At 37.6% G+C, this 23772-nt stretch carries 11 protein-coding genes; 7 read left to right on the forward strand and 4 right to left on the reverse strand.

Annotated elements, in window-relative coordinates; genetic code table 11:
- The first annotated feature begins 243 nt into the window (after positions 1 to 243).
- Genes EZ449_RS16200 through EZ449_RS16230 form a run of 7 tightly spaced genes read left to right on the forward strand, consistent with a single transcriptional unit; the run spans position 244 to position 15581 of the window.
- On the forward strand, positions 244 to 2466 hold the full coding sequence (locus EZ449_RS16200; protein ID WP_131560733.1) for a fasciclin domain-containing protein: 2223 nt from the start codon (positions 244 to 246) through the stop codon (positions 2464 to 2466).
- Positions 2467 to 2471: 5 nt separating this feature from the next.
- Entirely contained in the window at positions 2472 to 5723 is a 3252-nt protein-coding gene (locus tag EZ449_RS16205; protein ID WP_131560735.1) for a SusC/RagA family TonB-linked outer membrane protein, read from the forward strand.
- Positions 5724 to 5734: 11 nt separating this feature from the next.
- Positions 5735 to 7219: a RagB/SusD family nutrient uptake outer membrane protein gene (locus tag EZ449_RS16210; RefSeq protein ID WP_131560737.1), complete on the forward strand. Its 1485-nt coding sequence runs from the start codon at positions 5735 to 5737 to the stop codon at positions 7217 to 7219.
- 8 nt (positions 7220 to 7227) lie between these two features.
- Entirely contained in the window at positions 7228 to 9039 is a 1812-nt protein-coding gene (locus tag EZ449_RS16215) for a fasciclin domain-containing protein (protein WP_131560739.1), read from the forward strand.
- Between the two features lie 57 nt (positions 9040 to 9096).
- Positions 9097 to 10524 (forward strand): fasciclin domain-containing protein, encoded by a 1428-nt coding sequence (locus EZ449_RS16220; RefSeq protein ID WP_165499793.1) that lies wholly within the window; start codon positions 9097 to 9099, stop codon positions 10522 to 10524.
- A 29-nt stretch (positions 10525 to 10553) separates the two neighbouring features.
- Entirely contained in the window at positions 10554 to 13802 is a 3249-nt protein-coding gene (locus EZ449_RS16225) for a SusC/RagA family TonB-linked outer membrane protein (protein WP_131560744.1), read from the forward strand.
- A 24-nt stretch (positions 13803 to 13826) separates the two neighbouring features.
- A complete protein-coding gene (locus tag EZ449_RS16230; protein ID WP_131560746.1) occupies positions 13827 to 15581 on the forward strand; it encodes a RagB/SusD family nutrient uptake outer membrane protein in 1755 nt (584 codons plus the stop codon).
- Positions 15582 to 16200: 619 nt separating this feature from the next.
- On the opposite strand, the gene EZ449_RS16235 is transcribed toward EZ449_RS16230, so the two are convergent.
- The 4 genes from EZ449_RS16235 to EZ449_RS16250 all read right to left on the reverse strand — a co-directional run bounded on the left by EZ449_RS16235 (position 16201) and on the right by EZ449_RS16250 (position 23602).
- Positions 16201 to 17865, reverse strand: coding sequence for a GH39 family glycosyl hydrolase (locus EZ449_RS16235; RefSeq protein WP_131560748.1), 1665 nt, complete (start codon positions 17863 to 17865; stop codon positions 16201 to 16203).
- A 96-nt stretch (positions 17866 to 17961) separates the two neighbouring features.
- The gene (locus tag EZ449_RS16240) at positions 17962 to 19572 is read right to left on the reverse strand and encodes a family 43 glycosylhydrolase (RefSeq protein ID WP_131560751.1); all 1611 of its coding nucleotides are present in this window, start codon (positions 19570 to 19572) and stop codon (positions 17962 to 17964) included.
- 61 nt (positions 19573 to 19633) lie between these two features.
- Positions 19634 to 22588, reverse strand: a complete 2955-nt coding sequence (locus EZ449_RS16245) for a glycoside hydrolase family 2 protein (RefSeq protein WP_131560753.1) — start codon at positions 22586 to 22588, stop codon at positions 19634 to 19636.
- Between the two features lie 15 nt (positions 22589 to 22603).
- Positions 22604 to 23602: a family 43 glycosylhydrolase gene (locus tag EZ449_RS16250; protein ID WP_131560755.1), complete on the reverse strand. Its 999-nt coding sequence runs from the start codon at positions 23600 to 23602 to the stop codon at positions 22604 to 22606.
- Between the last annotated feature and the right edge of the window lie 170 nt (positions 23603 to 23772).

Here is a 23772-nt window from a genome sequence, read left to right on the forward strand (position 1 = left end):
ATATTTTACAATAAATCGGCAGGATAGTACAGGATGGCGGAAATCGCTAATGTTAATATATTTAGTCACTTATTTTACTAACCAAATAACCATTAACCAAATATTAAAATTAACGTTCGCTAGTAGTATTCTATGCAATAAAAATCTACTCCTTTCATAAGTCCGCATTTATTATCCCTCCGTAGCTGATTTAGATTTTAGTTTGCAGTTTGCTTTGTGCCCGTTTTATCTAATAAAATTGCTATGAGTAAAATTTTACCAAAATTTTTAATCGTCTTTTTGACAGTTATCTTTTTTCTCACCAGTTGCAGAAAAAAAGAATTCGATGAGTTTTATGGCCGTCCAGAAAATTTGGGTGATCCCATTTATCAACAGCTTCAAGCCAAAGGAAACTTTACTCGATTTTTAGATTGTATCGATAAGGCAGGTTACAAGGAAACCTTAAGCACCGCAGGTTCTTGGACAATTTTTGCCCCGAATGATCAAGCATTTAATACTTACATGCAGGAGAATTCCATCACCGAGCTAAATGCAGATTTGGCCTCAAAAATCGTTCGTTACTCGATGATTTATGATGGTGAAAAAGTAGAACGCCTGAGTGATTTTTTCTCTGTAAAAGGATTTGTGAAGAACACCGCTTTCAGAAGAAGATCTGTTTATTACGATTTCGTTTACGATGGTTTGGATAAGGATGGTAAGGCCATTAAGGTTATCGATGTCAATCGCAACAATGGATATGTTGCTGGTGATTTTAACAATAAAAATATCACTTATTTCCTATCGCCGTTTATGGCTTTTTCTGGCCTATCAGCTGCTGATTATAATTTCTTTTACCCAAATAGCACCTACAACGGAAATAACGTTGGTCCTGGTAAATTGGTAGATGGACAAACCAATATCATTGCCGAAAACGGTGTAATACACGTAGTGGATAAGGTATTAACGCCGCCACAAAGTATCGATCAATATATCAACCAAAAAACTGATTACAGTGTTTTTAAAAACCTGTTAGATAAGTTTGTTACTTATACCCTTAATGCAGATATCTCTCATCGTTATGAAGTACTTTCTGGTAAGCCAGCCAATGTTTATGTGAAAAACTACAGTACGCTATTGGCTTATGCGCCCAATAATGAAAATTATTTAAAAGCCGATGCAAACGATGCTCAATCAGGATCGTACAGCATTTTTGCCCCAACAAACAGTGCGGTAAATACTTATGCTAATACTGTTTTATTAAAGTATTGGAAAAAGAGGGGCGTTAATACGCTAAACGAATTGTACGTGGTTGCACCAGATGTAGTTAGGGATTTCGTAAACTCACACCTTTATGCAACAACAGTTTGGCCAACTAAATTTACAGCCACTACCAATGCATTGGGCGATGTTACCAAGCGCACCACAGCTGATGTGATTGATAGGCAAGCATTGAGTAATGGTTTTTTATATGGAATAAATAAGGCGCAAGATGCAAGTGTGTTTTCTACGGTATATGGCAACGTAAACTTAGATCCAGACTACAGCATTATGAAACAGGCGTTGAGTTTCTTTGGATTAACCATACCCTTGAAAACGCCATCTTTAAAATATGTGGTGGTGATGATTTCGGATGTTACCTTAAGAAAAATGGGTTTTTCTTACGATCCATTTTTTGTAACGGCACCAATTCGTGGCGATGCGGTAGCTTTAAAGCGCATTCTTCAAACACATATTATCCCACTGGGCGATAGAGCTGTTCCAAACTTTACTTCAGGTTCTGGAATTTTAGAAGCATCTAATGGCGAATACATCAAATACGATAGAGGGAGATTAATTTCTTCTGGAACACAGGATAGCACCTTGGTTGCCAAGCAAACTATTCCAATCGATTCAATGAACACTACGCCAATTAATGGTGCGGCAGTTTACGGTAAGGAGGCCTTAACCTATACAGTATTAAATATTGGCAAGCACATAGAAAAATATGGTACGTTACCTACCGATCCATACTATAACTTTTTTCAATATTTAAACAATAGCGTAATGTACACAAAAGCTACAGGGGCCATTACTGGCTTAACAGATGGCGTTAACTATACTATTTTTATCCCAACAAATGCAGCAATAGTATTGGCTGTTAGAGCAGGTTTATTGCCGGGTAATGTAACTACGGGCGTTCCAAATTTTACTTCTACCGATGGTGTAGATATTACCAAGGTGAACAAGTTTCTTCAATACCACATTCTAAATAAAACAACCGTAGTGAGCGACGGGCAGAAAACTGGTGAATTCGAATCATTATTAAAAAACGATGGTGGCGATGCAGCAAAGATTACCGTAACCTTAAATACAACATCATCATTAATGCTTAGGGATGTAACCGGCGCAACAGTAAATGTATTATTAGGGGCTACAGATAGAAGTAACGTGCTATCAAACAGAACGGTAATACACCAAATTAATGCTTACTTAAAATATCAATTCTAACCAATATGACTAAAAAATATACTATTCATTTTTGTATTTTATGCTGTTTCCTGTTGGTGAGCGCTATCTCAAATGCCCAGCAAATCAATTACGTAAAAGGAAAAATTATCGATAAAAAAGATAAACAACCAATTATTGGTGCTTCGGTTGTAATTGTTGATAAGGATCGCCGGGTAATAAAAGGTGTTTCATCAGATATTGATGGAAATTACTCCTTACCAGTTGCTGATAAAACTTATAGAATTTCAGTTTCTTACATCGGATATAAATCCACTGCTCCAATCGCCATTGATAAGGCAGTTATTAATTTTCAGTTAGAATCGTCTGATAATCAAATGGATGAAGTTCAAATTGTGTCGAGAGCTAAAACGGATAATGGTAGCGGTATGAGTATCGATAAACGAGATCAAACCTCTGCTATTGGAACAATTAACGCAAAAGAATTAGAAGATATGCAGGCCGCATCTATCGATCAGGCTTTGCAGGGACGATTGGCAGGTTTGGATATTGCAGCCAGCAGTGGCGATCCAGGTGCGCCAATGCAGATCAGGATTCGTGGTACCTCTTCTATTAATGGTGCCGTAGATCCGCTTATCGTTGTTGATGGTATGCCTTACGATATTACCATTCCATCTGATTTTAACTTCGCAACTTCTGATGAAAATAATTATGGTCAACTATTAAACATTGCACCATCTGATATTAAGGATATTAGTGTGTTAAAAGATGCCGCCGCAACTGCAATTTGGGGCTCGAGGGCTGCAAATGGGGTTTTGGTAATTAACACCAAAAGAGGCGCAATGGGGCCGCCAAATATTTCGTATAATTTCAAAGGTTCTTATTCAAAACAGCCGAGTGCCATACCAATGTTAAATGGTAATCAATACTCTTCTTTGATTTTGGAAGAATTCTATAACGCCAATCGTCAGTTTTCTACCTCAGATTTTGCAAAGGAATTTCAGTACGATAAAAACGATCCTTATAACTATTACAATTACAGTAATAATACAGATTGGTTACAATCCATTACAAGAATTGGTTATTTGCAAGATCATAATTTATCAATCTCTGGTGGAGGTGAAAAGGCCAGGTATCGTGCCTCACTAAACTATTTTAATCAAGAGGGAACTACAAAGGGAACCAGTTTAGGTCGTTTAAGTGCAAGGGTGAACTTAGATTATATTCTATCTACAAAAATCCGTTTCAGTGCAGATATTGCTTATACGCATATCGATAATCAAAATTTATATTCCACACGTGTAAGAGATGTGGCCTATAACAAGATGCCCAATCAAGCAGTTTACGAATATGATGAATATGGCAATTTAACTTCAAACTATTTTAGTCCTGCAGTTACTGCACAAGGTTTATACGCAGGTACTTATAATCCATTAGCTATGGTTATGGCTGCAAGCAACAGTCAACTCGGCGAAAGGGTTATACCAAAATTTGGATTGCAATATCAAATCATTCCTGATCTCTTAAGATTAAATGCCAACTTTCAGGCAGACATTAACAATACCAAGGTAAAAACGTTTCTACCACAAATTGCAACGGGCAGACCATTTACAGAAGCGGTTGTAAACTCGGCAGGAGATTCTGATGGCGATTCCTTTACGATGGCTACAAACATCACTTTAGCCTACACACCAAAACTGGGTAAAAAACACGATTTAATTGCTTTTGCAAGATTTGATAGTAACGATAGTAGAAGAACCGGACAAGGGATGTTTACAACAAATACAGCATCTTCTTACTTGGCAGATCCATCAATTGATAGCAGAACGAACGGAAACGGATCGGCATACTCATCGTATGCACAGAGTCGCTCAGTTGGTTTGTTGTTAAATGCACAATACAAATTTTTAGATCGCTACATCTTCAACGCAGGTATTAGAGGAGATGGAAACTCTAAATTCGGACCGAATAACCGTTATGGTTTGTTCCCATCAGCTTCGTTTCGTTGGCGTGTTTCTGGCGAACCTTTTATGGCAAAAGCCAATAAGTATATCGATGATTTAAGTTTTAGAGCAAGTTATGGTATTGTTGGTAATGCACCGCGTAACGATTATTCATACCTAAATACTTATCAAAATTACGGTTTCAGTTATTTGGGAACGGCTGGTGTTTATCCTACAAATATCGAATTATCCGATTTACGTTGGGAAAAAGTAGCACAATCTAACGTAGGCTTAACCATCGTTTTACTAAATAATAGATTAAATGTTGATGTTGATGTTTACCGTAAGCGTACAACCGATTTGTTCTATCCTGGTATTCAAATTCCTACATATAATGGCTATAATGGTATTGATATGAACGTTGGTACAATGGATAACCAAGGTTGGGAATTTGCATTTAACTACACACCAGTGAGAAGTAAGAAACTTAGAATAGATTTCAGTTTCAATATTTCGCATAACGAAAATATTATTCGTGAGATTGATCCACTTTATCCTAGGGAAAATGGCGGAAAAATCACCAATAACAACACTTTTAAGGTATATCTTCAAGAAAATAATCCATTCGGTTCTTTTTATGGATTTAAATATAAGGGCGTTTATAAGGATGCGAACTCAACTATTGCATTAGATGAAAGTGGTAACCAAATAATCGGCCCTAACGGACAGAAAATATTTATGCGTTTCGCTTATCCATCAATAGATTATGTTTTCCAACCGGGTGATGCCATGTACGAGGACATTAACCATGATGGGAATATTGATTACAAGGACATTATTTACTTGGGAAATAGTAATCCAAATTTAACAGGTGGTTTTGGTACAGGTATAACACTAAATGGAAACATTAGGTTTGGTGCCAATTTTAGTTATAGAACAGGTTATCAAATCATTAACGGAACTAAAATTACCACCACCAATATGTATGGGTTTAACAATCAAAGTACCGCTGTGTTGCGTCGTTGGAAATCTGAGGGAGATATAACTGATATTCCAAGGGCAACTTATGGTACGGGATACAATTTTCTAGGCTCTGATAGGTATGTTGAGGATGGATCTTATTTACGCTTACGAAGCATTACCATGAAATATGATTTTAACAAAAGCTTCCTAAAGCGCATAGGTATGAAAGGGTTAAGTGCAAACTTGATGATGGAAAATGTATTAACATTTACTAAATATACAGGACAAGATCCTGAGGTTCCGGTTAAGCTTTCTGCATTTTCAACAGTTATCGATAATTCTACAACACCTCCAATAAAAACAGTTACACTCGGTTTAACCGCTAATTTCTAATCAGCCGTAAAATGAAGAAAATTATATATAGTACTGGTATAATCATGATGCTGATCATGTCTACATCTTGTAAGAAATGGTTGGATTTACAGCCTCGAGATGGAATTACGCGTCAGGGGTTTTGGAAAACGAAGGAAGATATCCAAGCTGCGGTTGCTGGCTGTTATGCTTCCTTACTTTCGGCACCACCAACAGCTGGCGATAGGGCCTTAACTGAGAATATTTTTATGTTCGGAGAAATGCGGGCTGATATGATCGATGCTGGTCCGGGCGGTTCGAATGAAGAAAAAGATATTTTTGATGTTAACATTGTAGAAAGCAATACCATTAGCAGATGGTCGTCTTTTTATCGCACCATAAACTACTGCAACATTGTTTTAGATTATGCACCAGCAGTTAAGGACAATGATCCAACATTAACAGATGCGCAATTGAATGCTTCTCTAAGTGAGGTTTTAGCGCTTAGAAGTATGATGTATTTCTACTTAGTTAAGAGTTTTAGGGATGTTCCCTTAAAACTTACGTCAACCTCAAAAGATACCGATTTACAGGATTTGCCAAAAACAGCGGGTGCTGATATCTTAACTCAAATCGTATCTGACCTTAAAAAGGCCGAAGCTGGCGCAGTAACCACTTATGGTAATACAGTAGCCGATAAAGGTAGAGTAACTAAGTTTACGGTAAATGCACTTTTGGCCGATGTTTATTTATGGATGGATAATTACACGGCCTGTTTAGCGGAATGTGAAAAAATTATCAATTCTCAGCGATATGCATTGCAATCTGCCGGCTCATCTTGGTTCTTTAATGTTTTTTATACAGGAAGTTCTACTGAAACTATTTTTGAGTTCAACAATCAGCAATCTACCGGTGCAATAAACAATGTTTTTTACAGTCTTTTGGTTCAATCGAGAAAACGCTTTATCGCTTCTAGTTATGTACAAAGTGAAATCTTTTCTCCTGATGATGTAGATCCCGATAGGATTTATGATATCCGAGGTGATAATTTTTACCGTACTTCTGATTTCAGCATTACAAAATGGGGAACTGAAAATCCATCATATGTAAACTGGCAGGCTTATCGATTATCTGATATTTTATTGTTAAAAGCAGAGGCATTGGCACAAACAAATGGAGGTACCGAGGCATTGCAGATTATTAGCGAAATCAGATTAAAGAGAAATGCTGTAGCTACAACTGCTCAATCTCCAGATCCAAATGATAAGGATGGCATTTGCGATTATATTTTGGCCGAGCGTTCTCGTGAGTTTGCCTTTGAAGGTAAACGTTGGTTCGATATTTTAAGGATGGCCAAACGCGATAATTATAGAAGATTAGATATTATTTTAAATATGGTGGCGCAAACTGTTTCACCTGCCTTACAGCAATCTGCAATTACAAAATACAGAGATTACAATAGCCATTACTTTCCAATTTTTGAGCAGGAGCTATTTGCTGATCCAAAACTTGTTCAAAATCCATTTTACAACAAATAAAATATAGCATGATGAAAAATAATTTAAATGTCCGCAACATAACCATCATGATGGTTGTATTAGCTTTTACATTTGTGTTTATAAATGCTTGTAAGAGAGAATCGTACACGTTGGCTACTACCGATGATGTTAATATAACTGGCTACCTCGATCGCTATCCTGATCAGTTTTCGTTAATGAAACAAATTATCGATCGCTCGGGTACCACAGGTTTTTTAGGGGCTTATGGCAAATACACTTTATTTACACCAAACAATACTGCAGTTACCGAATGGTTAAAAAGTAAAGGCAAGGCAGCAGTTGCCGATTTATCAGTAGAAGAGGCAAAGGACATGGTGAAATTTCACATCCTTCCAGATACGGTAGCCACCAACAGATTTACCGATGGAAAACTTGCACAGGTTACCTTATACGGCCAATATCTTCAAACTGGAGCAGTTAATCAAGGTGGAACCACAAGTTTCATTGTAAATAAACTTGCCAAAATTACCAAATCGAATATTAGGGTTGGTAATGGAATTATTCATGTAATGGATCATGTACTTTTACCGGCAACGTTAAGTTTGGCAAAAAGCGTAGAGGCAAATGCCAGATATACTTATTTTGCCCAGGCATTAAAGGAAACGGGTTTTTACGATTCGCTAAATGTATCGCAGGCTGCAGTGGTAGATACAACCCGTAGGTTTCAAACTTTAATTCTAGAATCTGATTCGGCACTTAAAGCAGCTGGTTTTTCAAGCTATGCAAGCTTTAAAAGTCGCTATTCAAAAACAGGAAATCCTAAAAGTCATACCGATAGTTTGTGGCTTTACATGGCTTACCACATTTCTACCGGACCAACTTACACCCCAGATATTATTACTTCGCCAGCAATTTATACGCTTGCACCAAAAGAGATTATCACTACGAAATTTTCAGGACAAAGTATTTTGTTGAATGAAGATGAATTTAATGGCATTGTAGAACCTGGTGTTGAAATTAACAGAACTTATAGTGATGTTACTGCTGCAAATGGTGTACAACATGAGGTTAAGAAACCATTTAGTATAAAAGTACGTGTTCAGGCAGCGGTATTTTTTGATGTGGGCGATCAGCCAGAGTTGAGGGCAAATCCAAAATGGAGAGGAGCTTCTGCTGCAAGTATTTTTATTATTGCAAACGGTAGTAGTACTTTGCAGGGTATGCTCTTCAATAATCCGGCGAAATTAACTACGCCAACTCAATATGATTATGTTACGGTTCCTGCAACACCACGAAGATATAACGGTAACGATTTTTTAAACCTTTCTGTTGGGCCGAATACCGCTCGTGCACAATGGTTAGAAATTAAAACGCCAATGTTGGTAAAAGGCAAATACAAAATTTGGGTTTGCTATGCACAAAACGGAAACGGAGCGATAACCCAAGTTGGTGTTGATGTTGGTAGAACTGGAGAGCAAATACTTCCTAATTTGGTCGATTTCAGACAAAGTCTTTCAGCATCTGGAGTGGTTACGGCAAATTCTGCATTGGCTTCTGCAGATCCACTGATGTTAACCAACGGATTTAAAAGGTACATTGCCACTACGGCAGAATATGCTGGAACCTTGAGAGGTGAGCAGGGTGTAACTGGTACCGGTTGGGATACCATGACTGGCCGTTTGGTTGGTACTGCAGATATTCAAACCACAGATAGACATTGGGTTAGGTTCACCATGATTCCGGGAGGAAGAGAATCTAATAACAATACTTGGATAGATATGATTCACTTTATTCCGGTAGATGCTGATCAAAACTATCCTCGATTTTCAACTTCAGCTACACAATTTAAAAGACCTTAATATTTTATCGGGTAGCAATGCCCGGTAAAAATATCCTAACCAAATAAGATGTTGCAAATGAAAAAATATATACAAAATTCCTTATTAATGCTAATGGTAATTTTTGGGCTAAGTGGCTGCAAAAATGTCATGGATGAGCATGTTGAGGTAGTCAATGCAGATAACACAATTGATCTTGTACAGAAAATAGCTGCTCAACCGAACTTAAGCAAGTTTAGCGAATATGTAAAAAGTACAGGATATGATCAGTTACTTTCATCTTCTCAAAACTATACCGTTTGGGCACCCACAAACGAAGCGCTGGCAACATTAAACGCTTCCATTACTGGCGATGCTGCAAAATTGAAAGACTTTGTTGCCAACCATATTGCCCTTACTACAATTGCGGCATCAAAAAGCCCGATGGATACGGCAAGAGTGAGTTTAATCAATAAAAAATATGCCACCATTATAGGCGATAAATTCGAAGAAGCGACCATTGTTGGAGCAGGAAAATTTGTTAAAAATGGTGCCTTATATATTTTGGATAAACCAGTTCCAACGAAATTAAATGTATGGGATTATATGCTGACCAGCACCGATGCGCCATTGCAAACCAATTACATCAGCAATATTTCTACCATGGTTATCGATTCTGCAAATGCAACCATTATCGGTTATAGCAGTTTAGGTAGGCCAATATTTGCGCCAAATCCGCCAATGGTTTCGAGAAATGCTTATTGGAGTACAGTTGCAGATTTAAGAACCGAAAGTCAGCAATTTACTTTCTTTATGCTTCAAGATCCCGCATTTACAAGTGAAGCAAATAGACTAACACCGTATTTTTCAATCAATGATAAATTTTCCTTAGTTCGTGATTTTACCGTTAGGGGATTATATACTCAAGATAAATTACCTGATACATTGTTATCTACAAGAGGCGTTAAAATCCCAATTTCTAAGGCATCGATAGTAAAATCTTACCGGGCCAGTAATGGCATCGTTTATGTCATGAGCGCCTTGCCGTTCAGAATAAAAGATAAAGTACCAGTTTTTAAGATTGAGGGAGAAAGTCCGAATAGTTTCAGAACTGATAAGACAGGAAATACACTTTACCGGTTAAAATTGGATAACAATGGTCTAGCTTATAAAGATATTGAGGTCTATAATCATGCTTTCGCAGAATATTATGTAGAGTATTTTAAAACGGCAGTTCCGCTGGTTAAATATAAGGTTTATGCAAGGGCAATTTCTGGAGGCATAGGCGATTCTCAGGTAGCTAATTTTACGCAACGTTATTTCATCCAAAACCCAACAACACTTGCTTACGATCTTTTTGCCACGCAAATAGTAACGCCATTAAATTACAATGAGGTTTATTTAGGTGATTTTACACCCCAACAATTTGGATCGCTCAGCTTAAGATTAACCGCTGCTAATAGTACAGCAGTAAATGTAAATACGCTCATCTTGGATTATTTGAGGTTCGAACCTATTCTTCCTTAATCAAATAAATCTGACTCAAAAAACTGACTATGCATAATTTTACCATTATAAAAAAAGGAATTACACTAGCACTATTTTGCTTTATGTTTTCTGCTGCAACCTTTGCACAGCAAACCGATACCAGCCAATATAGTACCGATACCACAACCGTTAAGGTGAAGCAGAAAAAATTGGTAGGCCAAAAAATAACTGGATTAGTTGTAGATGGATACACCAATAAACCAATAACCGGTGCCAAACTTACCGTTGTCGATTTCTCTGGCGCATTAACCGACGATAAAGGCCGGTTTAATATCGTGGTACCCGATTTTAATGCCACTATTTTAATCAGCAATACTGGTTATCACACAAAATTATTGCCTGTACATAAAGGCAAGTTAACGACCATTAAAATCTATCCAACAAATTATAATTCCCTATTTACCGAAGTGGTATTGCCATCAGGCACGCAGAATGTTGCTCGTTCAACCTCTGCTATAAGTTCTGTAAATCCACAAGGTGGATGGAATGTGAATTCTGAATCTCCAGATGGGTTTTTGCAGGGAAAATTGGCTGGGGTTAATTCCATCAGAAGATCGGGTACGCCAGGTATTGGTGCAGGTCTTTTTGTTCGCGGTTTTACCTCTCTATATGCCACTAATCAACCCTTATATGTTGTTGATGGAATGGTTTATGATGCAAATGCTTATGGAACATCGTTAACAACGGGACATAGAAATAATCCACTTCAATTTATTGATGTAAGGGATATTGAAAGCATCAGTTTGATAAAAGATGCAGCTGCAGCGGCAGTTTATGGAACGAAGGCTGCCAATGGTGTAATGGTAATTACCACGAACCATGCAAAGGATTTGGCCACGGCTATCGATTTTTCTGCCTATAGCGGCTTTAATCTTGTTCCTCGCCAACTTCCGGTAATGAATGTGGGTGATTTTAGAACTTATTTATCTGATGTGTTAAAAAGTCAGGGTTTGAGTAGTGGCGCAATTGCCGCCTTGCCTTATATGAATGATAATCCAGATCCAATTGCAAATCCTACTTACCAAATGTATCATCAAAATACAGATTGGCAAAAACAGGTTTTTAAAAGCAGCTTCGATCAAACTTATTTTTTAAAGGTTAGCGGTGGAGATAACATTGCAAAATATGCACTTTCAGCAGGCTATTCAAAAGATAAAAGTGTTCTCGATTCTACCAATAACACGAAATACACGATGCGTTTTAATAGTGATTTAAACCTAACTAAAAAGCTAACCGCAAACACTAATCTTTCCTTTAGTTATACAGAGCAAAGATTAAAAGATCAAGGCTTATCAACCCGTACCAACCCAATATTTTTAGCGTTGGTTAAAGCGCCTTTTATGGGTGTAAACGAAATTAGTGCTTTGGGTGCAGTTTCGCCAAACTTGGCCGAGGCCGATACCTTAGGCGTGAGTAACCCGAGGGCATTAATCGAAAAGGGATTGAATCAGAAGAAAGCATATCGTTTTTTCGGCAATATTATTTTCGATTATCAGTTTACCAAAAGCTTTAAGGTATCCAATTTAACAGGCGTAACTTACGATAAAACGCAAGAGACGTTGTTTATCCCTAGAAAAGGTGTTACCAACGAAATTTTGCCAACAACCATTGGCGATAGTAAATTGGGTTCGCAGGTAATCAGGTATTTCAGTGTTTTTGATGATTTCCATTTTACCTACAACAAAACCATTGCTAAAAACCACAACTTACATGTGGCCTTAGGTACACGTTTTTCTCAAAACCAAAGCGAGCAGGATTTTGCAATAGGCTACAATTCTGCAACAGATGTTTTAATCAGCATAGGAAATAGTAATGCTGCCTTAAGATATTTTGGTGGAGATATTGGCAGATGGAGTACATTAAATACTTATTTAACTGGAGATTATAGCTACAAAGATAAATACTACCTAAGCTTTGCCTTAGCAGCCGATGCTTCATCACGTTTCGGGAAAAGAGATATTTCATCAACAGCACGTTACGTGGGTGGTTATGGATTGGATATCGCTGGCGGAAAAACAGCATTGTTACCAGCTTTAAGTGCCGCTTGGTTAATTTCTTCAGAAGATTTTATGAAGAATTACAAAGGCATCGATCTATTAAAGTTTAGAATGAGCTACGGTTTGGTAGGTAATGATGATATTGGTAACTACAATAACAGGCAGTACTATGTTTCTCAAAATCTTTTAGGCCTGCAGGGAACAGTTAGGGGTAATATTGCCAATCCAAATATCCAATGGGAGCAAATTGCAAAATTCAATACCGGTTTAGATGCGGCTTTTTTTAACGAACGCTTAAGCTTCAGTTTAGATTATTACGTACACAAAACCAGCAAAATGCTTACCTATGTTCCGGTGGCGTCAGTTGGTGGTATAAATTCTTACATCGATAATCAAGGTGGAATGACGACCTCGGGCTTAGATTTTAGCTTGAACGGAAGAATTACTAACAAAACATTTAAGTGGGATTTGGGCTTAACCCTTGGAACCTACAAAAATGATATTGATAAGTTGCCAAATGGAAAAGATATCTTAACGAGTTACGCCAATGGCACTTACCTCACGAGAGTAGGCCAAACAGCAAACCTATTTTATGGCCAACGTACCAATGGCGTTTATGCTACAGATGCCGAAGCTACTGCATCAGGATTATCAATTGTAAATCCTGCAGGCCTAACTGTTCCATTTAAAGGTGGCGATATGAGGTTTGTTGATACCAATGGCGATAAAATTATCAATGCTGCCGATCGCGTGGTGATTGGAGATCCAAATCCAGATATCTATGGAAGCATCAACAATACATTTGGTTACAAAAACTGGACTTTAGATGTCTTGGTATCTTTCGTAGCCGGAAACGACATTTACAATTATACCCGTTCGATGTTGGAATCTGGAAGTACTTATTACAACCAAACAGATATTTTAAGGAACCGTTGGAGAGGTGAGGGGCAAGTTACCAATGTACCGAAAGCTGCTTACGGCGATCCGATGGGGAATGCACAGTTTTCTGATCGTTGGATTGAAGATGGTTCGTACTTACGCTTGCGCACCGTAAACTTAACTTACAATGTGCCTATAAAAGCCAAGGCCATTAAATATGCTAAAGTTTACGCTACGGGAAATAATTTATTTACGCTAACCAATTATTTAGGATACGATCCTGAGTTTAGTGCCTCGGGTAGTATTTTCACTCAAGGTGTTGATACCACTTTAGAGCCACAGTTCAGATCGGTACAGTTGGGTGTTAGAATTGGTTTATAATTAATGATTTATAAAAAGATGAAGATGGATTTTAATAAAAAAGTTATTGCAGTTTTAGCGGTAGCCCTGCTTGCAACAGGTTCATGGTCTTGCAAGAAAATAATCGACGAAGCACCAGAAACTACACTCGATATTACGAATGCCTATCGCAATTCTACAGATGCTGATGCGGCGGTAATTGGTATTTATGGTCAGTTTTTGGCCTTACAAAAGACTTACATTTTACAAAATGAGCTTCGAGCAGATTTGGTAGATGTAACTCCAAATGCTGATCCGTACTTAAAACAATTATCTAACCATACCACAACTAAAGATAATCCTTATGTAGATCCAAGGCCATATTATCAGGTGATTTTAAATTGTAATGATGCCCTAAAAAACTTTAAATTAATGCGTGATGATTTTCGGATGAGTGTAGATGATTACAACAAACATTATTCTGATATTGGCGCTTTAAGGAGTTGGATCTACCTGCAATTGGGTATTCAATACGGTAACGTTCCTTATATTACCGAACCTGTAGAAAATGTAGAGGATATTAAAAATTTAAGTGCTTTTCCAAGAATTCCACTTGATCAACTTTTAACGAAATTGATAGATTTTACCGAAAAGCTGCCTTATAAAGAAGTATATGCCTATCCAGCGGGAAATCCATTGGTGGTTACTATCGATGGAAACAATACGCAGAAGCTATTTATTTGCAAGCCTTTCGTGCTAGCAGATCTTTATTTATGGAATAATAACTATACCAAAGCCGCAGAAAATTATCAGAAAGTAATGGATAGCGAAAATAATAATACCAACATCAACGTATCTTTTAATGCTTATAAAGTTGGCTTTTATGCTGGTGGTGCCACCTATGATCCGTATTCTGACAACGCAGTAAGGTATGGAAGAGCGCAAGATGAATCTTCATTACTTACGGAAAGTGGTTGGAGAAATATTTTCACTTTACCAAATAGCTCCACAACCTACAACACAGAATGGCTGTGGGGAATTCCTTACAGTGCAAATTTCAAACCTGGAAATCCAATGATTGAATTGTGTTCTCAAGCTTTTGGGAAGTACTTGATTAAGCCATCACAATCATCAATTGATAATTGGAATGCGCAAAGACAATATAACGGAATTCCTTACGATGCAAGGGGACGATTATCATACTCTACCTCAATTGCTGGTCCTGTTATTACCAAATTAACTGATAATATTATTCCAGCTACAAATTTTAATAAGATTGGCAAATGGGGTCTTTACCGTGCAGCCTTACTTCATTTACGCTACTCGGAAGCTGCAAACAGAGATGGGAAAGGTAAATTAAGTTGGGCCTTATTAAATATTGGAATTGCAAATACCTTTTATGTGGGTACCTATTTAAATGGCGCTAAATCTCCGGTTTCTTTTGATGAAATTAACACCATGCAAACGCCTTATGCTGCTCCATATTATTTTGATGCAAGAAGTAATGGTGATTATAAAAGCCCTTGGTATCGCAATACAGGAATACGAGGCAGGGCAGGTGTAACCGCTTTGGATGTGAGTTTGCAAAATGATGTAACTGGTTTGGAAGGTAAATTAATTGATGAAGGTGCGTTAGAATTAGCTTTCGAGGGTAACCGTTGGCCAGATCTTTTACGTATTGCAAGGAGACAAAATAATCCTGCTTTTCTTGCAGAGCGAGTTTACCAAAAGCTACTGAAAGCTGGCGATCCAAATGCAGGTGCAGCCAGAGCAAAGTTAATGACTCCATCAAATTGGTATTTGCCATTTGATTGGAATTAGTGATTTTTTTTACGTCAATTAAGCCTCCATTTATAAATTAAGTGGAGGCTTTTTATGTTTAGCGATTATGTGATGAATTTACTGATTCAATAGGAGCTATCGGATTAATTTGGGAAGACGGCTATTCATAGTCGGTTTTCTATACTACATGTCAAACCACCACGTCATGCTGAACTTGATTCAGCATCTTTCATGCTAGGCGTTCATATTATCTAGATTCTGAATCAAGTTCAGGAAGACGACCGTTCATGTTTAGTTTTTTAATCTATCAGTTTGTCATTTCTTTTAACAAGTGGTTAACCATCCTGCCTAGCCACATCGTCATTCTCGTGTATGCGGGAATCTTATAACTTTAGTTGTTTCTAACCGCATTAAGATTCCCAATTAAGTTGGGAATGACAACTGTTCTTTTTCGGGTTTCTATTCTTTATGCCTAACCACCACGTCATGCTGAACTTGATTCAGCATCTTTCATGCTAGGCGTTCATATTATTTAGATCCTGAATCAAGTTCAGGAAGACGACCGTTCATGCTAGGTTCTTTAACTGATCGGTTCTAGCGTTTCACTTAGCCACATCGTTATTCTGATGTATGCGGAACAACCACTAACATCAGCTCCCTACCAATCCAATTTCAATAGAATTACACCTTGTCGATTTAATTCAAATTGAAGATTTTCTGCTGTTTTGAATTTACTGGGCTTGCCTACCATTTTCAATTGCCCCGCCTTTTCTAACTGAGCAATTTGTTTAGCATCTGGGTTTTGTGGCGATCCCATTTTTTTCCAAGCCTCGTAAGAATTGCTATTCTCGTTATCTATTTGATATTTGGTGAGGGTTACCGTTTTAGTATTCAACCCATTTAGTTTCACAGAAATTAAATCCTTTGAAATGTTTTTATCTTCATCGTGATAATTCCAAATCATTATCGCAGCATACTTTTCGTCTTTCGTGGCCAGCACACCTACATCGGTATCGGTTTTTCTGATGCTAGAATCCAGAATAGACTTTAGATTGTACATCCGATCGCTTTTCGCTTCAACACGATTACCTTTCATCAACCCAAACATTCTGAACACATTTAAAACTGGTTTATCTACGCCGTTAGTTGCCAAATCCCTAAATCCAGCAAACCAAGGCTGGTTCTCAAATTCAAACGACCAAGTAACAGCACCTATAAGATTAATGGAGTATTTATCGGTTAGTTCATACAATCTTGCAAATGATGCTGCGGTATAACTCGAATACATGGTTCCATTACGGTAAGCGTTTTCAGGATTCGTTGACATGCCGCAAGCCGCACAACCCTCAGGATCTGACTCGCCAATAATTACTGGAATATTCTTTAGCTGTGGATATTTATTGATGATGCGATAATTCGATTCGAAGTTTTTAAGCTGCGTTTTAATACTCATTACCACCGTTCCATTCACTACCCTTGGCGAACCTTTGGCATGAAAAAGAACGGCATCCAAAGGTGAACCAATCTTACCAGTAGCATAATTTGTATCCACCAAACAGTGCGAAATAAAAGCATCTAGGTATTTAGATCCACCTCCAGTTACATTTGCACCACCGATTTTAGCACTTGGTAAAGCTCGTTTTACACCATCAGCGGCATAATCATATAACTTGAAAAAATCTTGCTGTGTTCCTTTCCAATAAGCACCATCGGGCTCGTTCCAAACTTCCCAATACCAGCTTTCAACCTCGGCTTTTCCATATCTTTCCACGCTATGTTTTACCCATTCGTAAACCAGATTGCCCCACTTTTTATAGTCTTTTGGAGGATAAGCCCAGCCTGTTAAAATCTCATCGTAACGCACACCAGGTTTCCATTTGTGTTGGTAAGGAATTGGATGAGTTGATAATGCTTCAGGCATAAAACCAATTTGAGCCAATGGTTTCATGCCTCTTTTTATATAAGTGTCGAAAATCTGATCGATTATCTTCCAGTTGTAAATGGGATTTCCATTCGCATCTTCGGTGTAGGCATTTGTCGATCCCCATTTCAATGCAGGTGTTCCATCGCCAGATGTTAATAGGTTATGCGCTCGAACATACACGGGAACTGGACTTAATTTAGAAATTTCGGTTAATAGTTTCTGCCCATCTTTCATGTAAGTATAATTAGGTTCATCATAACCAAACCAAGCCCAAATTGGCTTCATTGGGGCTATATTTTTATCGAAATTTACTTCAATTGTAGCTTTTTTTTGTGCAAAACCAGTTTGAAATAAAACTTGAACCAGCACTAAGAGGAACACATATTTAGATTTCTTCATTTTATGTAATGTTTAAAAATTTCTTTTTAAAATGCTGATTATTCTTTGGTGATGAAGTGATCATTTGAAACTAAATAAATTTGTAAAATCTCATTTTTACTTCATTTTAATCAAAGAAACATCATCTACAAAACAAGAAGCATTTGCTTTTCCGTCTGCCAAAAAACCAATTTCAATCTTTCCTTTGAAAACCTTTATACCCTCGATATTAATCGTTTTCCACTCGTTATTTTCTTCCTTAAAATCATAGCTCTGCCTCGTTCCATTGCTGAAAGCATACATTTCCAGCTTATTAAATGCCTTATTGTTTTTTACCTTTGCCGTTAATTTGTAGTTTCCGTCACTCAATATCACATTTTTGGAAGAAGAAATGATCTGCGAAATCTTTCTTTTAAAATTTACTTTATCGCTGATGTTTAAGCTCTTTTCTCCAATGACTACGCTTCTTTCGTTTTGCGTATTGAAGTGATTTAAGCTAGGCGAAGTCAAGCTATCCAATCCAATTTTATTTCCCTCAATAATTTCGGTTTTCCATCCTGTTAATTGGGTTTGCAAAGGTTTAACAACGCTGGGAATACGTTTTCTGTCTGCTTCAAAACTTCCGTTTTTAACGAAGTCATTATCCATTGCCACATTCCATTGCCCTGTGTTCACATTTAAGTTCCACGAATTTAAAGAATTGAAATAGGGCTTTTTCCCCTCGAAAGTAATGGGACACCATTGGTTGTATCCAAGTCCATTTCCTGCAAAATCCGACCAGCGGTCGCCGCAGTAGATAACGGTTTCCTTTTCCGTGCCTTTAACATTTACAAAGAAACCAGTTTGTGAGATATGCGCATAATCATCCAAACTTCCCTCGGTTACCAGCATTTTGTTCGTCGGTAAGTACGGACCTTTAACATCATCTGAAACCAAATAATAAGCCAGTGATCCATCCCAGCCATAAATATTGGAGGCGTACATATAATATTTGCCGCCGTATTTAAACATACAATTTCCCTCGCGGCTTTCGCCTTTAAAAATCTCTGTACAATCCAAAAGATTTACTTTTCCATTTTTCACGCCAATTTCAGAGATGTATATTTTATTTCGACCACGGCCATAGGAATAAACCAAATAGGATTTGCCAGTATCCTCATCTGTAAAAACAGTTTGATCTCCAGTATTGGAAGTGCCAATCATAGGCTCCATGTTTATTCTTTGATGCCATTTAAATTGCCCATTTGGAGCATCGGAAGTGGTAATTAATACCTGATTGCCATGCTGCACAAACATGGCATATTTCTTCAACTCTTTAAGATAAGCTACACCTAAACGACCGACCCAAGTTTTTCCATTTTTATTGGTTTCGCCTTTAGTAAGCACATCGCCCTCGCTTGTCCAATTAGTTAAGTCTGTAGAACTATAGCAAGTTACCGATTCAAAAGTGGCCTTTGGCTGGGTAATGGATGGGTCATTCTTGTAGAGATCTGCCTCAGCATAATGAACGCCATACCAATAATATTTTTTTATTCCTGATTTTGGATCATCGAATTGGAAAATTCCACCGCCTTGACTATATATCGTTTGGCCATCCCTTGTTTTCCAAAAGGAATCATTTTTTATATTATTCGTTTGGGCTTTTACTTTTCCATTGCTCGTTAATGCCATTACTAAAATCGCTGTAACAACAATGATCAACGGGTTTTTATCTTTTTTTCTAATCATTGTTATTTACAAAGTGGGAAGACTATTTCTTGTTATAATTGATTCATCAAAATATAAAAAACTATTTAACGCTGTAAATTTCGGCTTCGATAATACTTAAACCGCCTTTAAGCTTGGTTTCAGCTCGCTCTACGCCATCATCCAGTTTTTTACCATTTACCTCAACACCAATATTGTTGTTTTCATCTTTGCCTGAACCTACGAGTTGAACCGTAACCGTTTTGCCTTTTGTAGCTTTAAAGTTGATTGTAAAGTAACCTAAGCTTGGTTTACTGTTTCCTTTAAAAACCTCTTTGCCATCAATTAAAATCTTAATAGGATAAACTTTTGTCCTGAAACCATTTAATTTAAGAGAAATAGCAGAAACCATACTCTCTTTTTCCAAGCGATATTTTATCCAAGCGGTAGCAATTTTTCCGTCGTTAACCCAATCGCTCAACTCATTATCATCGTAACTTAAATTTGCCTTTTCATCGTTCGCACCTGCTTCAGCGGAAATAATTTTGATAGATTTTCGCCAATCAGTATAGGATTGGCTCAATGGCGTTGGACCTTTAACCAAACTTGATTTTAACCCATCGCTAGGAAGTTGTTTCGAAAGCCCATTTTCAACTTTAATAGGAATGGTTTCGAGAGAAATAGACGAAGACTTTAAGCCATCAGCATTTGCGGTCAGGTTTATTTTTCCTGCTGTCAATGTAGATCTGATGAGCACTCTATTTACGCCACCTTCAACAGGTAATTCTTTTGACAAAATGAAATTATCTGGCCCTTGTGCTATACCACCACGCCATTCTGCAGGTCCTTGCATTTCAAATTTTATCAGATTTAATGCCGTTGGACAGCGGTTGCCTGCCGCATCAACTGCCTCAACCTGAACCAGGGCTACATCTGCACCATCTGCTTTAAAACCACTCGAATTTTTAATGGCTGTTAATTTGAGGGCAACAGGATTATCAGCAGTTTTTAATTGGGTTTCGGCTAGTTTTTTTCCAGCTTTGGTATAGGATATTGCTTTCAAAATCCCAGCTTTGAAAGTAATATTTTTGAATGTGAACAAAAAGCCCTCAGTTTTTTCGCCAAAACCAAGCGACTTATTATTGAGGATTAATTCTACTTTATCGCCTGCGGCGATTACATAAATATCTTTTTTGGTACCAGCTTTGTAGTTCCAGTGACCAACTAAATGGATGCCTGTTTTCTTAGCATCAACCCAACCATCCCACATTACTTGGTGTGCAAAAAAAGCATCTTTAGGGATTCGCATGGCATCTACTTCACCACTTCTACGGTAATTTTCTTCCCCACGATAATGCGTATTGGAATCAGAAAAAATAATATTAACGCCACCAGAACTCACACGAGTTCCCGATCCAGGTCGCTCTTCGTAATATTCGTTCCATCGGGTTACGTCTTCAATCGCTTGAGAATCTTGATTTCGGTTATAGTCGCTCGCATCGGCACCTTTGTAAAGTGGACCAGCGCCATTTTTATGATACGGTGGTGAAAATTCATCCCAATATTTACGAAGTGCTTCATCTCTAGAATATTCCATTGACCAAACTGGCTTGGTTGCACTTTTGTTGATATAAAGCATTTCACCGCCATATTCTGCAGATGGAATATCCAACATTTCTCGAGATCCGATTGCCCTGCCGCCATGAGGATCATAAAGATCTCTGATCGCTTTCATTTCATCCATGTGTGCTACACTGATGGATTCGTTACCGCATTCGTAAAATAAAATACTTGGGTTATTGCGATTATAAATGATCGCATCTGTCATTACTGCCTTTCGCTGATCCCATCGGATTCCAGTAACATCTTTCTCCGAATCGCCAGCTGGCATGGCCTGAATCAAACCCATTCTGTCGCAAGATTCGATATCTTGTTTCCAAGGGGTAATATGCATCCAACGGACTAAATTCGCATTGCTCTCCACCATTAACCCATTGCTATAATCGCTTAACCAAGGCGGAACGGATAATCCAATTGCTGGCCATTCGTTGCTACTGCGTTGCGCATAACCTTTCATCATTAAAACGCGATCGTTTAGGTAAACCATTCCGTTTTTAAATTCAGCTTTTCTAAACCCTGTTTTGGTGGTTAGGGCATCGATAACATTACCATTTACCTTTAGTTTTGAAGTCACGGAATACAAATAACCATAACCCCAGCTCCAAAAATTTAATCCAGAAACAGGAGATTCAGCGCTCAAAATTGATGTTTCACCAGCCTTTAAACTTGTTGCTGCCGATTTAAATGTCTTGATTAATTTGCCATCAGCATCTTTTAGCTCAACCTCATATTCGATTAACTTTGATTCATCACTTTCGTTTTTAACCTGAGATTCGGAAACAATTACAGCAGATTTATTTTTAATATCAAAGTTTTTGGCATAAATATAATTACCTGTTGTTCCAAGAATTGCATTAATAGGCAATGTTTGATAAATGTTTCCGGTAACATGCAAACGAACATTTTTTGAGATCCCGCCATAATTTGCGTTAAAATTTTTATCATTCCATTGATAACCAGAATTGGTTGCTTTTTCCTTATAATTCCATGCGTTATCGATTTTTACGGCGATTACATTTTCTTTGTCAGTATTAATCAGGTTAGAAATATCAAATCCAAATGCCATTACTCCATTTTCATGTCTGCCGATAAACTTCCCATTTAAGTAAAACTCTCCAGCCTGCCTGATTCCCTCAAATTCTAAAAATACCTTTTGGCTTTTATTTCCTGCTGGAATGGTGAAATGTTTTCGGTACCAAACTATCCCCGTTGATAAGGCTTCGATAGATTTTTTAAAAGCCTCATCCTCATTCCAAGCATGAGGAAGTGTTATTGCTTTCCAGTCTTGATCATTAAAATCCACAGCTTCTGCACCAGAAATATCGCTAATGCTGAGTTTCCAACCAGGATTAAAATTATAGGTTTGCCTTAAGTTAGAATTGGTTTGCGAGAAACAAAATATTGGAATTAAACAAAGAATTAAAATCTTGAATTTCATAAAGTTTCTATGCTTTTAGTGCTTTAATTTTAAATATAGAGACTTGTCGCGATCGCAAGTAATTTCCCCATTTTTATATTCCAGTTCTGCCATTTGGATGGAACTTCTTCTGGTTGAGTAATTATCAACGCCTTTATTTTCTGGCGTTCTTCCAGGATGGGTGAAATAATAAACGTAAGCTTTGCCATCATTAACAAGCACATCGCAATGACCGCCCATCACGCCATCATCAACACCTTTTCCAGGTTCTTGGAGAATATTTTTTTCTTGTCGCTTCCAATTCAAAAGATCAGTTGAGGAATAAACGCCCAAACCTTTCCAGTTATCAACGATCATCCAATAAGTATCTTTCCAAAAAAATACTTTTGGTCCCTCGCAGCCTCGATCGCCAATAATACGTTTGCCGCTATCGTTCCAAGTATATAAATCCTTGCTGTCGGCATAATAAATAGATTTGCCATTCATTTCATTATTATAGTACATTCGCCAACCTTTGTTATTTGGGAGTTTATAAACGCAGGCATCAATACAGCGATCTGAAGCGAGGTTTAACTTCGATTCGAATTTCCAATTGATGAGGTTTTTGCTAGTAAGATGAACAATATATCGTGGATGTTTCCAATCGCTAAACACCCCGGGAACATAGGTGAGGTACATGTGGTAAAGTCCGTTGTTTTCAATAACTTCTGGTGCCCAATGTGTGTAATTTGTTAGGCGATATTGAATATCACAGGTATCTCTATATTTCCACTTAACGCCATCTTTTGATTCTGCAATGCCAATTCTAGTGCCATGAACCCAACTCACGCCATCCAAATTTTTGCCATTTGCCCTGCGGTTGGTATAAAACATAAACCATTTCTTTTCTCCCTTGTTCCAGATTACCACTGGATCTGCGGCACCATCATAAACAGAATCTCGGAAAAGTGGCTTTGGTACCAGTGAAGATTTGCTTTTTTGTGCAACGGCAGCTACAGAAATGAATAGGAGTAAGGCAAGAAGAATTTTCTTCATTTCTTTGGGATAAGGGAATTACTTTCAATTAATCAAACCTAATTATGGTGTATAATTAATGTTTACTTAAGAAGTATTTGGTTAAAAAAGGTTACACGAGATTAGCATTTTTAATCAAAGAACCCATCCTGCTCTATCCTGCAAAAACCTTATACAATTAACATCAACAT

This window comes from Pedobacter frigidisoli (genome assembly GCF_004331675.1).
GTDB classification, from domain to species: domain Bacteria; phylum Bacteroidota; class Bacteroidia; order Sphingobacteriales; family Sphingobacteriaceae; genus Pedobacter; species Pedobacter frigidisoli.